General features: G+C 71.8%; 13 protein-coding genes. 8 read left to right on the forward strand and 5 right to left on the reverse strand.

The window, feature by feature from the left end; translation table 11 throughout:
* The first annotated feature begins 71 nt into the window (after nucleotides 1–71).
* Together Q9R33_RS02170 and Q9R33_RS02175 are read left to right on the forward strand one after the other, a co-directional pair.
* Nucleotides 72–1,184, forward strand: a complete 1,113-nt coding sequence (locus Q9R33_RS02170; protein WP_311292708.1) for an alcohol dehydrogenase catalytic domain-containing protein — start codon at nucleotides 72–74, stop codon at nucleotides 1,182–1,184.
* 53 nt (nucleotides 1,185–1,237) lie between these two features.
* Nucleotides 1,238–1,627, forward strand: a complete 390-nt coding sequence (locus tag Q9R33_RS02175; protein ID WP_056370857.1) for an MmcQ/YjbR family DNA-binding protein — start codon at nucleotides 1,238–1,240, stop codon at nucleotides 1,625–1,627.
* Here the strand turns inward: Q9R33_RS02175 and Q9R33_RS02180 are convergent.
* From Q9R33_RS02180 to Q9R33_RS02195, 4 genes are read right to left on the reverse strand one after another with little or no spacing between them, the layout of a single operon-like run.
* Entirely contained in the window at nucleotides 1,624–2,046 is a 423-nt protein-coding gene (locus Q9R33_RS02180; protein WP_056370859.1) for a DUF1801 domain-containing protein, read from the reverse strand. The genes Q9R33_RS02175 and Q9R33_RS02180 overlap by 4 nt on opposite strands.
* Before the next feature lie 43 nt (nucleotides 2,047–2,089).
* Nucleotides 2,090–2,497 carry an ester cyclase gene (locus tag Q9R33_RS02185; RefSeq protein WP_310247499.1) on the reverse strand — a complete coding sequence of 136 codons (408 nt, stop codon included), beginning with the start codon at nucleotides 2,495–2,497 and terminating at the stop codon, nucleotides 2,090–2,092.
* A 7-nt stretch (nucleotides 2,498–2,504) separates the two neighbouring features.
* On the reverse strand, nucleotides 2,505–4,247 hold the full coding sequence (locus Q9R33_RS02190) for a Dyp-type peroxidase (RefSeq protein WP_311292709.1): 1,743 nt from the start codon (nucleotides 4,245–4,247) through the stop codon (nucleotides 2,505–2,507).
* Entirely contained in the window at nucleotides 4,244–5,182 is a 939-nt protein-coding gene (locus Q9R33_RS02195) for a hypothetical protein (protein WP_311292710.1), read from the reverse strand. Before Q9R33_RS02195 ends, Q9R33_RS02190 begins: the two co-directional genes overlap by 4 nt.
* A gap of 145 nt (nucleotides 5,183–5,327) precedes the next feature.
* On the opposite strand from Q9R33_RS02195, the gene Q9R33_RS02200 reads away from it, so the two are divergent.
* The 6 genes from Q9R33_RS02200 to Q9R33_RS02225 all read left to right on the forward strand — a co-directional run bounded on the left by Q9R33_RS02200 (nucleotide 5,328) and on the right by Q9R33_RS02225 (nucleotide 13,648).
* A complete protein-coding gene (locus tag Q9R33_RS02200; RefSeq protein ID WP_311292711.1) occupies nucleotides 5,328–6,566 on the forward strand; it encodes an acyl-CoA dehydrogenase family protein in 1,239 nt (412 codons plus the stop codon).
* A gap of 62 nt (nucleotides 6,567–6,628) precedes the next feature.
* Entirely contained in the window at nucleotides 6,629–7,783 is a 1,155-nt protein-coding gene (locus Q9R33_RS02205; RefSeq protein ID WP_056370871.1) for an AI-2E family transporter, read from the forward strand.
* A 205-nt stretch (nucleotides 7,784–7,988) separates the two neighbouring features.
* The gene (locus Q9R33_RS02210) at nucleotides 7,989–8,183 is read left to right on the forward strand and encodes a hypothetical protein (protein WP_056370872.1); all 195 of its coding nucleotides are present in this window, start codon (nucleotides 7,989–7,991) and stop codon (nucleotides 8,181–8,183) included.
* A 96-nt stretch (nucleotides 8,184–8,279) separates the two neighbouring features.
* A complete protein-coding gene (locus Q9R33_RS02215) occupies nucleotides 8,280–11,219 on the forward strand; it encodes an AAA family ATPase (protein ID WP_311292712.1) in 2,940 nt (979 codons plus the stop codon).
* Between the two features lie 111 nt (nucleotides 11,220–11,330).
* Nucleotides 11,331–12,377, forward strand: coding sequence for an ATP-dependent DNA ligase (locus tag Q9R33_RS02220; RefSeq protein WP_311292713.1), 1,047 nt, complete (start codon nucleotides 11,331–11,333; stop codon nucleotides 12,375–12,377).
* A 98-nt stretch (nucleotides 12,378–12,475) separates the two neighbouring features.
* Complete coding sequence (locus tag Q9R33_RS02225) at nucleotides 12,476–13,648, forward strand: serine hydrolase (RefSeq protein WP_311292714.1); 1,173 nt, start codon at nucleotides 12,476–12,478, stop codon at nucleotides 13,646–13,648.
* 42 nt (nucleotides 13,649–13,690) lie between these two features.
* On the opposite strand, the gene ligD is transcribed toward Q9R33_RS02225, so the two are convergent.
* Nucleotides 13,691–14,734 (reverse strand): non-homologous end-joining DNA ligase, encoded by a 1,044-nt coding sequence (ligD, locus tag Q9R33_RS02230; protein ID WP_311292715.1) that lies wholly within the window; start codon nucleotides 14,732–14,734, stop codon nucleotides 13,691–13,693.
* Between the last annotated feature and the right edge of the window lie 9 nt (nucleotides 14,735–14,743).

A 14,743-nucleotide genomic window follows, 5' to 3' on the forward strand; every position in this document is an offset into this window, starting at 1 on the left:
GAGAACGCGCGCCACCCGCATGGGGGCGCGCGTCCTCCGTTCGGGGTACGGTCGCACGACGAGGAGGTCGCATGAGGATCACCGGAGCGGTGCTCGAAGTCTCGGGCGCCGAGCCCCCGTTCGCACAGACGCACCCATTCACGGTGGGCGAGCTCGAGCTGGACCCACCCGGCCTCGACGAGCTGCTCGTGCGGATCGAAGCCGCTGGCGTGTGCCACTCCGATCTCAGTGTCGTCGACGGCAACCGCGTGCGACCCGTGCCGATGCTGCTGGGCCACGAGGCCGCCGGCATCGTCGAGCAGCTGGGCGACCATGCCGGCGATCTCGCCGTCGGCGATCGCGTGGTCATGACGTTCCTTCCCCGCTGCGGCGAGTGCGACGGATGCCTCACCGACGGGCGCCTGCCGTGCACGCCGGGTTCGGCGGCCAATGCCGCGGGCACGCTGCTCGGTGGCGGCATCCGCCTGCATCGCCCTCGCGGTGGCGGGCGGCAGGACGTGCATCACCACCTCGGCGTCTCGGCCTTCGCCACCCACGCCGTGGTGAGCCGCGCATCGGTGGTGCGCGTCGACCCCGACGTGCCGGCCGAGATCGCCGCACTGCTCGGGTGCGCCGTGCTCACCGGCGGCGGTGCGGTGGTCAACGCCGGCCGGCCGGCGACGGGTGACCGGGTCGTCGTGGTCGGGCTCGGCGGTGTCGGCATGGCGGCGCTGCTCGTCGCGGTCGCGCTGGGCCACGAGGCCATCGGGGTCGACACGGTGCCCTCGAAGCTCGCCGCCGCGCTGGAGTGCGGGGCGAGCGGGGCGCTGACTCCCGCGGAGGCCGTGGACCGCGGCATCCGTGCCCCCGTCGTCGTGGAGGCGGCCGGCGCCGCGCGCGCGTTCGAGACCGCCCTCGCCCTGACCGTGCCCGGCGGCACCACGGTGACGGTAGGGCTGCCGGCGCCCGACGCGCGCGCGAGCGTGTCTCCGCTGCTGCTGACCGCCGAAGCGCGGACCATCGTGGGCAGCTACCTCGGCTCGGCCGTGCCGAGCCGCGACATCCCCCGCTACGTCGAGCTGTGGCGGGCGGGACGCCTCCCGCTCGAGCGGCTCGTCTCGTCCCGCATCGGCCTCGACGACCTCGACGCGGCCATGGACCGGCTCGCCGCGGGCGGCGAGCTGCGCCAGCTGATCACGTTCTGACCGCACGGCGCAGGGGCCGTGGGCGCGTCGGAGGTGCGCCGTAGGCTCGGGGCGTGGCCACCCTCGACGATCTGCGCGGCACCGCGGCCGTGCTCCCCGGGAGCGAGGAGCGCGCGATGACGGGCGGCGCCGCCTGGTTCGTGCGCAACAAGCTCTACGCCTGGGAGTGCCATCCCTGGCCGAGCATCCCCGACGACATGCGGGCCATCATCGCGTCCGAGCTGGTCGTCGGGGTCAAAGTCGCCGACCCGATCGACGCCCTCGCCCTCGTCGAGATGGAACCCGACGTGTTCCTGCGCACGACCACGCCGTGGGGCGAGCCGAAGATCGCGTTCCGCATGGCCGGCATCGACGAGGACCACCTCGCCGAGCTGGTCACCGAGGCGTGGCGCGTGCAGGCTCCGAAGTACCTGCGACGCGAGTTCGACGAGCAGGCAGGCTAGGGCAGCGGGTCGTCGCCGCGCCCCCACGCGATGGCGATCAGCCGCCGCAGGACGCCGAGATCGATGTCGTCGAGCTTCTTGACGTACACGCAGCCCGCACCCTCGGTGTACTTTCCGAGCTCCGGCAGCAGTTCGGCTCCATCGGGCAGGTCCTTCAGCCCGTAGAGCGAGAGCTGCGCCTTGCGCGGCGAGAACGCGGTCTTCGGCCACTGGCCCTGCCGCTTGGGGTCGGACGGAGACACGTACCGATAGCTGCCGTAGCCGACCATCGACGGACCCCACATCACGGGCTCGGCCCCGGTCACCTCGCGAAAGATCTCCGCCAGGGCCAGTCCGTCGTCGCGCCGTCGCTGCGGCGTCGCCGCCTCGAGAAACGCCGCCACATCCGCGTCGGTCGCCTGAGTCTTGATCTCGCTCACGCCGCCATTATGGCGGCCGAGGCCGACACGGGACCAGAGGCCGTCAGCGGCCGGCCGGCGATCCGCTCAGCTGGTCCAGCACTTCGAATCGCGCATCCGAGCCGGAGTACTCGGTGATGCGCCCGCTGACCACCCGGTACATCGCGAACTCGGCCACGTTGACGTGCCGGCGGGTGGGCGCGACGCCACGGAACGCCCCGACCTGAGTGCCGCTGCCGCGCACGTGGGCGGCGAGGCGGTCGTCTTCGGCGACGAGCTGGATGCGCCGCCACCGCCAGTCCGGGAACGCGTCGAACAGGTCCGCCAGGTCGTCGATCCAGGCGTCCGCGCCCGCCGGCAGGTGGGCTCGGCGCACCGAGGGATCGAGGAACGACCGGATCGCATCGAGGTCGTGGCGGTTGCACGCGTCGAGGAAGTCGGCGTACCACTCGCGCATCTCCCACGGCTCCACCTCCTCATTATCCGGGCGGCCGGACCGGCCCTGGTCCCTCCGCGCCCGTGGCGAGGTGCCCACTCACGGCCGAGATGGCGGGCGCGAAGAAGTAGCCGCCACCGGTCGGCATCACCCACTCGCGGTCGAGGACGAACCTCTTCGCCTCACCCGACGGTGTGCGCACGTCGAACGAGCGGCCGCGATCGCCGTGGACGTCGGCCTGGCCGATGACCGGGTCGTGCCCGCCGGCGTTGGGCTGGACGGCGGAGTTCGCCCACCGCCGGGTGACGAACTCGAACTGGTCCTCGATGGACGCCATGTGTGCGACGAACACGAGCCCGCGCTCGGCGGCGACCAGCTCCGGTGACGGATCGGTGACGCCCGCGAGCACAGGTCCGTACGGAATGCCACGCCGCAGCATCAGCCGCAGCATCGTGTCGGCGGGGGCGCCGAAGTCGGTGCCGCTGTCGCGCGGGTTCACCTTGCGGATGTGCCCCGCCATCGGGCACACGTCGCCGAACACGTCGGCCCTCGCCTTCGGGTGCTCGTCGCCGCGGTAGCCGCCCTCGACGAGACGGCGAACCGGCGTCCACGCCTTCGTGTCGTCGTCGAACTGGAGGTGGTTGTGCGCGAACTCGTCGCCGGCGAGGTCGAGGTCGTCTCTCTCCGGGGCGCGGGAGACCGGCGCACCGCTGGGCCAGCGGCCGACCATCAGCGAGGCGAAATGAACCGGATCGGTGCCGTACTCCGCGCTCGCGGCGGCCGCGAAGTCCCAGAACGCGGGCACGTCCTGCGCGAGGCGCCGGCAGACGAGGTACGAACCGAGGCGCGCCCAGTCGGGGAACACCCCATCGTCGGCCGCGGGCACGAGCGGATCGGCGGGGTCCTGCCGAGGCATCCCGAGCACGAACTGGCCCGGCCAGACGAGCGGCTGACCCGCCTTCCCGAAGAGGCGCGCGTGCGGGTCACGCGAATCGAGGTAGCGCGGGGCGAGCAGTTCGCCGTCGGCCGTCACGCCCCGCACACCGGGCTGCGAGACGCCGTCCTTGAAGCCGAAGTGCTCGTGGCCGCCGAGGTTGCCCGGAAGGTTCTCGCCCGCCTGAGCGAACAGCACCGAGACTCCGTTCCGGGCCCCCTCTTCGAGGATCACGGATGCCTCGGACTCGGCATCCGCGGCGGAGTCGGCGGCGACCGTGACGAGGAAGTCGGCCTCCGATTCATCGCCTCCGACCCGCCAGTGGGCCCGATGGCCGGTCCTCGTGGGGTCGGCCGGGTCACCGAGGTACGTCGAGCGCGCGGCGAGCCCCTGCCGGAACGCCTCGTCGCTCATCGCGTCCAGCGCCTCGTCGCCCAGGAGCTTCGCGACGGCCGGGCCCGAGAGTGCGAAGGCGACCCAGGTGGCGGATGTCGTGGGCTCGGTGGCGCCCGTCCGCAGCCGCTCCCGCCGGAACTCGCGACGGAAGTCGAGCACCTCCTGCATGCTGCTGAGGCGCGGTGCGAGCCACGTGAGCCAGGCGCGCGCGCCTTCGACGTCTTCGATCCGCAGGAACAGGAACCGCTGGTGGTCCTTGTTGAAGCCGGGGATGACGTTGCCCTGGATGTCGGCGGTCGTCGCCGGATCGAACTGCGGCTCGCCGTCCGCAGGCGCGTCCGCCGAGAGCGCGCGTGCGACGGGCCCGGGCTCCGGCGCGGGCAGTTCGATGCCCGAAAGCCGCGGGACGCCGCCCGCCATGAGCCCCGCCAGCGCGTGTGCTCCCTCGCCGCTCATGCCGCTGCCCCGCTCACGACGTGCGCCGACATCGTGATGTGCTCGGCGATCTGCGCGCCGAACTCGATCGGTCGCCCGCCGATCCGGATGTCGCCCACCAGGAACCCCTCCCCTGCCGGCACTTCGTACGTGACCCGGAGGGCCGCGCCCCGCGCCCCGCGCTCGATCGTCCAGTAATCGCCGACCGGCGTGCCGTCGGGCTTCGTCCAGCCCGAGTCGTCCCAGCCGATCATGTAGAGCCCGGGCGGATCAGCCGTGGCGACCGACAGCCCCTGCCGCGACATCGCCCAGACGTCGAAGTTGATGCGGGCGTCGGCACCGGTCGCCCGCGAGTACGGCAGCGCGTCGTAGCCGTCGACGGCGTGCTGCGACGGCTCGCTCTCCTGCGAGACGCCGAGCAGATCGCCCATCGAGTTGATGGGCATGACGTAGTGGACGATGCCGTCGGTCGTGTTCCACCGGTTCCGGGGGTCGTACTCGCCACCGTCGGGAAAGAGGTCTTCCTCCGCGACGGCCGGCGACACGAGTCGCCGGTAGAGCGCGAGCACGGCGTCCGGGTGCACCTCTGCGAGCAGCATCCAATACTCCGGCGTCTCGGTGGTGAAGGTGACGCGCGCGATCCTGCCGTCGACCTTCTCGACGTGCCACTCGAGGTACTCGATCTGCACGTCGCGCGATTCCGCCGCCGCGTACGCGGCACGGCGATCGTCGCGATGCTTCATGAGCAACGGCCTCGAGAGCCCCGTCCAGGTGATCGCCCGCTCGCGATCGCGTCGCACGGGATGCAGCACCGGGTTCACGTACGCGCCGCGCCCGCTCACCTCCGTCGACGCGGCGATCAGCCCGCTCACGAGGTCGTGCCACTGATCGGGGAAGTCCGACCCCGGCCCCGCATCGTCGAGGTGTGCGGGCGCCGAGAACCGAACCAGTTCCATGATCGAGAAGCTAGCAGCGCGGGCAGGCGGTGCGCACGCGGACATTCCGAACACCGCACATGACACTGAGTACTATTGTTCGTGGGATTCAGTTTCACGAGAATCCGATACCGCACCACCCGCACCCACCGCCAGGAGTCCGATCATGACCGACTTCCAGCCCCGCCCCGGCCAGCGCCTCGAGGGCTACGACGTCACCCGCCGGCGCGGCACCGACTACTACGCCGTGTTCGCCGACCTCCCCGCCGCCGATCGCGAGGTGTGGGAGCGCGCGCAGGCGTACGTCGACGAGGTGGGCACGCGCATGCAGGAGGCATGGGACACCGGCGACTACCCGCTCGACATCGCGATGCGCGGCGGCGAGCTGGACCTCTTCAACGACGGCATCGTGCATCCGGCGCTCACCCGCTTCTCGCCGCTGGCTGCGGGGCTCGTGAACATGGAGATCTCGCGCGGCGACGGCTCGCTCGGCACGGTGCTCGCGGTGCAGGGCGGCCTCGCCCTCCGCACGCTGGCGCTGTTCGGCAGCGACGAGCAGCAGGCCCGGTGGCTGGTGCCGGTCGCACGCGGCGAGGTCGCAGCATCCTTCGCCCTCACCGAGCCCGACCACGGATCGGACTCGGTGTCCCTCGAGACCGTGGCCCGCCGGGACGCCGCGACGCAGGAGTGGGTGATCGACGGCGCGAAGAAGTGGATCGGCAACGGTGCCTCGGGCGGCATCACGTTCGTCTGGGCGCGGGTCGAGGCGCTCGGCGACGAGTTCCACGGGGCGGTCCGCTGCTTCCTCGTCGAGCAGGACACCCCGGGCTACACCGGCACTGTGATCAGCGGCAAGGCGTCGCTGCGCGGCATCCATCAGGCGCATATCGTGCTCGACGGCGTGCGCGTGGCGTCCGATGCGGTGCTGCCGGGCACGAAGAGCTTCAAGGATGCCTCGACCGTGCTGTACTCGACCCGCTCGGGTGTCGCGTGGTCGGCGCTGGGCCACGCGACGGCCTGCTACGAGGCGGCGCTCGCGTACTCGCAGCAGCGCATCCAGTTCGGCAAGCCCCTCGCGAAGTTCCAGATGGTGCAGGAGCGCCTCGCGAACATGCTCGAGGAGCTCACGGCGATGCAGCTGTACTGCCGGTGGATGGCCGATCTCGAGGAGCGCGGCGAGCTGCGGCCGACGCAGGCCTCGCTCGCGAAGTACCACAACACCCGCGCGGCGCGCCGGATCGCGTCGACCGCCCGCGACATGCTCGGCGGCAACGGCATCCTGCTCGAGAACGGCGTCATGCAGCACCTGGCCGACATCGAGGCGATCCACACCTACGAGGGCACCGAGAGCATCCAGGCGCTGCTCATCGGCCGTGACATCACGGGCATGAGCGCATTCGCCTAGCTCGTGGCGGCACTCCGGCGCAACCCGCGCGGGTTCGCCCCGGCGCCCCATACCCTCGGCACATGGGACTGTTCCGCAACGACCCGCAGCGCGTGGTCCTCGATTCGCACGACGTCGAGCCGAAGGCCACCCGTGCGCCGTGGAGCCTGTGGGCCGACGGATTCGGCAGGCTCGGCATCCGGGCGATCCAGATCATCGTCGTGGTGGCGGTGGTCGCGGGGATCGTCTTCACGATCCAGTCGCTGACGCTCGTGACCATCCCCCTCGTGATCGCGCTCATCCTCGCCTGCGCCTTCCACCCGGTGATGAGCTGGATGCGGCGCCGCGGCGTCCCCTCGATCATCGCGACGCTGATCACGATGATCGCGATCGTGGTGCTGCTGGGCCTCCTCGGCTGGCTCATCGCATGGGCGGTGCAGAACCAGTGGGAGGACCTGTACGCCCAGGCCGAAGACGGATTCCAGAGCCTCCTCGCCTGGGTGCAGACGCTGCCGTTCGACTTCCTGCAGCCGGACCAGATCGACGAGTGGGTCGCCACGCTCACCGACTTCGTCACGAGCGCCCAGTTCGGCTCCGGCGCCCTCGCCGGGGTGAGCGCCGTCGCCAACTTCGTCACCGGGCTCGTGCTGATGGTGACGATCCTGTTCTTCTTCCTCAAGGACGGGCCCCAGATGTGGGAGTTCCTGCTGCGGCCGTTCCACGGCGCGGACTACCTGCGTGCGCGGCGCATCGGCGACAAGACCACGACTGTGCTCGGCTCCTACGTGCGCGGCACCGCGACGGTCGCGGCGGTCGATGCGATCGGCATCCTGATCGGTCTGCTCATCCTCCAGGTGCCGCTCGCGATCCCCCTCTCGGTGCTGGTCTTCCTGCTCGCGTTCATCCCGATCGTGGGTGCCACGCTCGCCGGCATCATCGCCGCGCTCGTCGCACTCGTCGCCAACGGCTGGGTGAACGCCCTCCTCGTCGTCGGAGTGGTGGTGCTGGTCAACCAGCTCGAGGGCAACTTCCTGCAGCCCGTGCTGATGGGCCGGTCGATGAAGCTGCACGCCTTCGTGATCCTCGTCGCGTTGACCGTGGGCACGGTGCTCGGCGGCATCGTCGGCGCGGTGCTCGCGGTGCCGATCGCCGCGGCCGCGTGGGGCATCGTGCAGGTCTGGGACGGGCCCGATCTGCCGGCACGGTGGGCGCGGCCGAAGCATCCCGTCGCCGACTGACGCCGGGCGGGAGAGGCGAGGACCGGACGAGCGCACCTCGGGCACCGGCGTCGCACTAAGGCACCCGATGCGGCATCTAAGGTACCCACAGCCGTCAAGACAAGGCGATCGCCCGATGAGGGGAACCCACCTCAGCGAGGAAAGTCGTACCTGTCAGCACAACCGGAACCGATTCCGACGGTTCGGCCGCAGACAGGAGAGACCCATGAACGACACGACGTACACCGGCTACATCCTCGACCAGCACCGCGCCGCCGACCTCGCTCGCCAGAACGAGCTGATGCGCGCCCACCGCGAGCGCGGGCAGTCGCCGGCTCGGCCTGCCGGGCTGCCGCTGGCGGCCTGGTTCCGCGGGGTTGTGCACCACGGTGCGGGTGCCACGGCCATCGCGGGCCACTGACCGGGAGTCGACAGATCTGAGGACGCGCATGCGACGAGGAGGGCATCGCCACGCGATGAGGGTCCGCCGGCACGGGGGAAGTGCCACGATATGACCATGCCCGCTCTTGCCTCGAGCCCGCGCATGGTCGGCCGGCACACCGAGCTCGCCGCCCTGCTCGAGGCCTACGACGACGGCGTGGGCGCAGTCCCGCGCACCGTCGTCGTGCGCGGCGAAGCCGGGGTCGGCAAGACGCGACTGGTGCAGGAGTTCCTCGCGCTCGTGACCGGCGACCCTCTCGGCGCGCGCCCCGACGACGCACCCGTCATCGCGTTCGGGCAGTGCGTCGACCTCGGACCCATCGGCGCCGCGTTCGGCCCGGTGCGTCGCGTGCTGCGCGACCTGCACGCCGCCGTCGGCACCGACGCGCTGCGCGAGGCCGCGGGCTCGGCCGCCGCGATCGCGAGCCTCGCCGCGCTGGTGCCCGGCATCGCGGACGAGTCTCCCGAGGCCGACGAGCCGGCGGGCGAGTTCGCCGAGGCCATCGAGGTGCTGCTCGAGCGTCTGTCGCAGCGCCGCCACGTGGTCGTCGTGCTCGAAGACCTGCAGTGGGCGGATGCCGCCACCATGGCCCTGCTCAAGACCCTGGCCAGCACGCTCCGAGGGCGGCACCTCACCATCGTCGCGACTTACCGTTCCGATGACATCGATCGCTTCCATCCCCTCCGCCCGCTGCTCGCTGAGCTCGACCGCACCCGCTCGGTCGTCCGGGTCGAGGTCGCACCCCTCAGCCCCGACGAGGTCGCCGAGCAGGTCGCGCAGCTGGTCGGCGGCCGTGACCCCCGCTTCGTCGACGCCCTCGCGGAGCGCAGCGGCGGCATCCCGTTCCTCGTCGAGGAACTTGTCGACCTCGGCGACCGCGCGCTTCCCGACACGCTGCGGGAGCTTGTGCTCGCACGCTACGCGCGCCTCGGCGACGACGCGCAGCAGACGGTGCGGACGATGGCAGCCGGCGGCATGCACGTCGACGACGACGTGCTCGCGGCCGTGACGGCGCTCGACGAGGAGGCCCTCGACCACGCCGTGCGCGCAGCGATCGACACGCGCGTCATCCTCGCCGACGGCGCGGGCTACCGGTTCCGTCATGCCCTCACGCGCGAGGCGGTGGAGGGCGAGATGCTGCCCAGCGAGCGCGTGCGCGTGCACCGCCGTTATGCCGAGCATCTGCGCGACCACGGCGGCGACTCCCCCGATGCCGCCTCCGCGGCCGCCGAGCACTGGCTCGCCGCCCGCGATCTCACCGCAGCGTTCGACGCGACCGTCGCAGCCCTCGAGCAGTCGAAGTCACGGTTCTCGCCGGCCACGTCGGCGAAGCTCGCCGAGCGTCTCACCGAGCTCTGGGGGCAGGTTCCGGATGCCGAGACGCGCGCCGGCACGACCCTCCCCGAGCTGCACCTCGCGGCCGCCCAGTCCTGGCACGATCTCGGCGAGGCGGAGCGCTCGCTGCGATCGGCGAACGAGGGCCTCGCGGTGTGTCCCGACGACCCGATCACGCGCGCAGCGCTGCTGCGGCAGCGCTTCGTGCAGACGTACAACGCCGAGCACCGCGGCAGTGGCGAGGATCTCAAGAAGGCCGCCTCGCTTCTGGAAGGCATCGATGCGCCCCGGGCGCGCATCCTCCTGTCGCGCGTGCTCACCAACATCGCGCTCGAAGAGCACGGAGCGGATGCCGCCGAGCACGCCGCACGCGCGATCGCCCTGGCACAGGAGGCCGGCGACGACGCCGCGCTCGCCGTCGCGCTGACAGTGGAGGCGTGGCGCATCGCCGGCGACGAAGACGACGAAGTGCGAGCCCTGGCACCCCTTGAGCGCGCGGTGACGCTGCGCCTCGACCCGGCGATGCGCGCGTACGCGGGGTCCGCCCTCACCGGCATGCTCTTGCGCGTCGGGCGGTTCGACGAGGCCGCCGTCGTCGGCGCGCAGCACTATGAGGACGTCGCCCGGGCCGGCATCGCGCGGGGGTCGGGTTCCGGGCTCGCGTACGCGCTCGGAGCCGCACTCTTCGCGACCGGGCGTCCCGAGGCCGCGCGACGATACGCGCAGCGGGCGCGGCGACTGATGAGGAATCCGCTGCACGGTGCGTCCATCGTCCGGATGCTGGCCTCGCACCTGACCTGGGACGACCGCGACGCCGAGCGAGCGGAGCTCCTCCTGGCTGAACGCGCCACGATCGAGGACTCGCGCCGACGGTTCCCCGACAAGCGGGGGTGGTGGGCGGTCGAGCGCGCGGAGGCGCTGCTCACGTTGCGCGGGGCGAGCGCGGAGCCGGCGAGCGACGTGATCGCCGGTGTGCTCGCCGACCTCTTCGACATCGCCGATTCCGACACGGGCACGCACTCGGGGCGCCGCTATGCGGTGGTGACCGCGGCTCTTCTCACTCTCGCGCCCGACCGGCCCGTCGACGCGGAGCTCCGCAACCGGCTGGCCGCGACGATCGAGACGTGGCCGGATCACGCGGCAGCGGACGCACACGCCGAGTTCGTGCGCGCCCTCCTCGTCGACGCCGACGGCGCCGGCCCCGAGCGCCGCATCGCCGCATGGCGGTCACTCGTCGACGGGCCGGCCGACGACCTCCTGGCGGTGTGGCACCGGCATCTCGCCCGCTGCCGTCTCGCCCTCGCCCTCCTCGACGCCGGCGAACGCGACGCGGCCGCCGCGCTGCTGGCGGAGGTCCGGGCCGCAGCGTCGGGCGACGGGGCGGCCCGGGTGGGCCGCTGGGCCGCCGAGCTCACGGCGCATGCCCGGCTCGCGCCCGCCGCGGAGGCCGAACAGGTGAGCGAGGACGGCGTGATCGCGAGGCTCACCCCGCGCGAGCTCCAGGTGCTCGAGCTGGTGGCCGAGGGCCTCACCAACCCGCAGATCGGGCAGCGCCTGTTCATCAGCCCGAAGACCGCGTCGGTGCACGTGTCGGCGATCCTCGCCAAGATCGGGGCGGCCAACCGCGCCGAGGCGGCCGCGCTCTACGCCGCGTCGGCGTCTGCCTCGACGTCGGCCTGAACCCGCGTCCGCGTCGGCCCGACCTCGGCGCGGACGCCGGGCCGCAGCATCCATCCCCGCGGATGCGGGCCGGGGTGTCGGGTGTCGGCGGGGAACGGCAGGATGAGACGCATGCCGTACGAGATCCCTGCGCCGATGCTCGCGAAGTCCGTCCCCGACGTTCCCGAACCGGCGAAGGTGACGGGCGGGCTGAGCTACGAGCCGAAATGGGACGGGTTCCGCGCTCTCATCTCGTGGGACGGCGAGAACGTCGAGATCGGGTCGCGCGGCGCGAAGCCGCTGACGCGGTACTTCCCCGAGCTCGTCGAGGCGTTCGCGCGGCTCCTGCCCGAGCCGTGCCTGCTCGATGGCGAGATCGTCGTGCCGGTCGACCGCGACGGGCGACGCCGGCTCGACTGGGAGTCGCTGTCGCAGCGCATCCACCCCGCTGCCTCACGCGTGAACATGCTCGCCGAGACGACCCCGGCGATGTTCATCGCGTTCGACCTGCTGGCCGTCGGCGACCGCGACCTCCAGAACGAACCGTTCGAGACGCGGCGGCAGACGCTCGTCGATCTGCTGCGTGACGTGCCCGACCCCGTGCACGTCACGCGCACGACCGACGACCCCGATCTCGCCCGCCGCTGGCTCGCCGAGTTCGAGGGTGCCGGGCTCGACGGCGTGGTCGCGAAGCCGCTCGATCAGCCCTACGCCCCGGGCAAGCGCACGATGTTCAAGATCAAGCATGCGCGCACGGCCGATGTGGTGGCGCTGGGCTATCGCATCCACAAGTCCGGCGAGGGCGTCGGCTCACTGCTCGTCGGCCTGTACGGCGAGGACGGCACGCTCTACCCCGTGGGCGGCGTGGCCGCCTGGAGCAACGCCCGCCGGCTCGAGCTCATCGACGAGCTCGCCCCGCTCGTCGAGCGGGACGCCGACGGCGAGGCGCTGCGCGGCGAGGGCGAGAAGTCGCGCTTCCAGGCGGGTCGGGCCGACTCGTCATTCGTGCGGCTGCGCCCCGAGCGCGTGCTCGAGGTGCGCTACGACCAGCTCGAAGGCTGGCGCTTCCGCCACACCGTGCAGTTCGAGCGCTGGCGCCCCGACCGTGACCCGCGCTCGTGCACGTACGAGCAGCTCGAGGTGGTCGCCGCGTACGACTTGGCCGACGTCCTGGTCTGACGCCTTCGGCGGCGGACGGATGCTGCGGGCCGTGGTCTGTTCGCCCGCCCGGGGCGGGTGTACCGTGCGGTCAGGGTCACTGCTGACGGAGGCATCCCATGGCCCGCCTCGACCACCGGCGCACTCGCGGTCGTTACGGCACGCGGGTCGGGTCGATGTGCGTCGCGATCGTGGCGCTGCTGGTGTCGGGATGCTCGTCCCCGTCGTCGTCACTCCCCGAGCCGACGCCGCCGGCCGACGCGATCCGTGAGGACATCGACTCCGTCTTCGGCACCCTCTACGGCGAGGATGCGGTCCGCGCGGTGCTGGTGCAGCAACACGGCGAACTCGTGTACGAGCAGTACGCGGAATCGACCGCTGACGATACGTGGGACGTGCGCGGCGTCACCCGCGCGGTGACGTCGACCCTCGTCGGCATCGCGATCGACCGAGGACTCATCTCAGGCGTCGACGCCACCCTCGGTCAGCTGCTTCCTGACCACGCGGCCGCCCTCACGCCCGAAACGGCCGCGATCCAGCTGAAGTCCGTGCTCACGCACACGGCGAACTTCGCGCCGACGTCCGAAGAGCGCGACATCCGGGGAGGCCCCGCCGACCTGTACGCGCAGACGGACTGGGTCGCCTCGATCCTCGCGGACCGGGCGGCGCGCGGGCCGGGCGACGGTGTGTTCCTCTTCTCCGACATGGGCACGCACATCCTCGCCGCCGTCGTCGCCGAAGCGACCGGGATGTCGCCCTTCCGGTTCGCCGAGCAGACGCTGTTCGGTCCGCTCGGCATCGATACCGACCCCTGGTGGGAGGAGCGCTTCACGCCCGGCCACCCCGAGGCGCTGCTCCAGGCCTACCAGGACGCGGAGGTCGCCTGGCCCGCCGACACGCAGGGGGTGAACCTCGGCTACACGCACCTGCGGCTTCGCCCGATGGACCTGGTGCGCCTCGGCCAGCTCTTCCTCGACGAGGGCGTGTGGGACGGGGAGCAGGTGGTGTCGGCGACCTGGGCCGTCCAGGCGACCAGCCCTGTCGTCGCCACGAGCGGCTACGGCGACATCAGTTACGGCTACCAGTGGTGGATCGACCCGAGTCGCGACGTGTTCTACGTCCAGGGCGAGGGCGGAACGGCAGTCGTCGTCGATCCTGCCAGGGATGCCGTCGCGGTGATCGCCTCCGAGGTCACGATCGACGATGTGCGCGGGAACCACGGCTACGCGAGTGCGACCGCAGTGGGACTTGCGAGTCTGCTCCTCGCCAACCTGTCCGCCGACTCGGGGTGAGTTCCGCCCTGGGAGGCGCGTGCCGTCGCGCCACCCGCACGCTCAGGCGTCGTCTTTGGGCCAGTTCGCCTCATTCTTGCGGCTCGGCTGCACGCGCGGCGGCTCGCCGGGCATCTTGGGGAAGTCGGGCGGGAACGGCAGTTCGCCGAGCCCGTCGTCGAGGTCGCGCTGCCACCACTCCAGCAGCGTGTCGATGCGCCCCGGCTTCGCGAGCAGGTCCGCCCACGGGTCGCCGACGTCGGCCAGGCGCTGCGGAACCGTCCGTACCGTGAACGCGGACGGGTCGGCCCCGGCTTCCAGCTCGTCCCACGTGAGCGGCGTCGACACGGTCGCGTTCGGCAGCGCCCGCGGGCTGTAGGCGCCGGCCATCGTGCGGTCGCGGTTCGCCTGGTTGAAGTCGATGAAGATGCGCTCGCCGCGCTCCTCCTTCCACCAGTTCATCGTCACCTTGTCGGGGAGGCGCCGCTCGAGTTCGCGGCCGGCGGCGATGACCGCGTGCCGCACGTCGAGGAACTCCCACTCCGGCTCGATCGGGCAGAACACGTGGATGCCGCGATTGCCGCTGGTCTTGAGGAACGCCGTCAGACCCGCCTCGGCGAGGACGTCGCGCATCGCGGGGGCGACGGCGGCAGCATCCGTGAAATCCGTTGCCGGCTGCGGATCGAGGTCGATGCGCAGCTCGACGGGGTTGTCGGTGTTCGCCGTCAGCGACGCCCACGGGTGGAAGACGATCGTGTTCATCTGCACGGCCCAGACCGCCGCGGCGATCTCGGTGAGGATGATCTGCGGATGCCGCCGCCCGCTGTTGTACGTGACGGTCTGGGCTTCGACGAAGGCCGGCGCCCCCTTCGGCGGGTTCTTCGAGTAGAACCGCTCGCCGTCGACGCCCTCGGGAAACCGCTCGAGCGAGACGGGGCGGTCGCCGTTGGCGGCGAGGAAGGGCTCCTGCACCGCGATGAGGTACTCCGCGAGCTCGCGCTTCGTGATGCCGACCTCCGGCCAGATCACCCGGTCGGGATTCGAGATCCCCACCTCGCGATCGCCGTCGGGGCCGGGCACGGTGAGGGTGATCCGCGGGGACGCCATGGATCAGAC

Origin of the sequence: Microbacterium sp. PRC9, from assembly GCF_031844125.1 — a bacterium.
GTDB lineage: Bacteria > Actinomycetota > Actinomycetes > Actinomycetales > Microbacteriaceae > Microbacterium.

Excerpts from the sequence above, each read along its gene's own strand:
- Q9R33_RS02210 (WP_056370872.1), top strand. The coding sequence starts at position 7,989 with ATGAACGACACGACGTACACCGGCTACATCCTCGACCAGCACCGCGCC.
- Q9R33_RS02205 (WP_056370871.1), top strand. The coding sequence starts at position 6,629 with ATGGGACTGTTCCGCAACGACCCGCAGCGCGTGGTCCTCGATTCGCAC.
- Q9R33_RS02215 (WP_311292712.1), top strand. The coding sequence starts at position 8,280 with ATGCCCGCTCTTGCCTCGAGCCCGCGCATGGTCGGCCGGCACACCGAG.
- Q9R33_RS02225 (WP_311292714.1), top strand. The coding sequence starts at position 12,476 with ATGGCCCGCCTCGACCACCGGCGCACTCGCGGTCGTTACGGCACGCGG.
- Q9R33_RS02220 (WP_311292713.1), top strand. The coding sequence starts at position 11,331 with ATGCCGTACGAGATCCCTGCGCCGATGCTCGCGAAGTCCGTCCCCGAC.
- Q9R33_RS02170 (WP_311292708.1), top strand. The coding sequence starts at position 72 with ATGAGGATCACCGGAGCGGTGCTCGAAGTCTCGGGCGCCGAGCCCCCG.
- Q9R33_RS02195 (WP_311292710.1), bottom strand. The coding sequence starts at position 5,182 with ATGGAACTGGTTCGGTTCTCGGCGCCCGCACACCTCGACGATGCGGGG.
- ligD (WP_311292715.1), bottom strand. The coding sequence starts at position 14,734 with ATGGCGTCCCCGCGGATCACCCTCACCGTGCCCGGCCCCGACGGCGAT.
- Q9R33_RS02200 (WP_311292711.1), top strand. The coding sequence starts at position 5,328 with ATGACCGACTTCCAGCCCCGCCCCGGCCAGCGCCTCGAGGGCTACGAC.
- Q9R33_RS02190 (WP_311292709.1), bottom strand. The coding sequence starts at position 4,247 with ATGAGCGGCGAGGGAGCACACGCGCTGGCGGGGCTCATGGCGGGCGGC.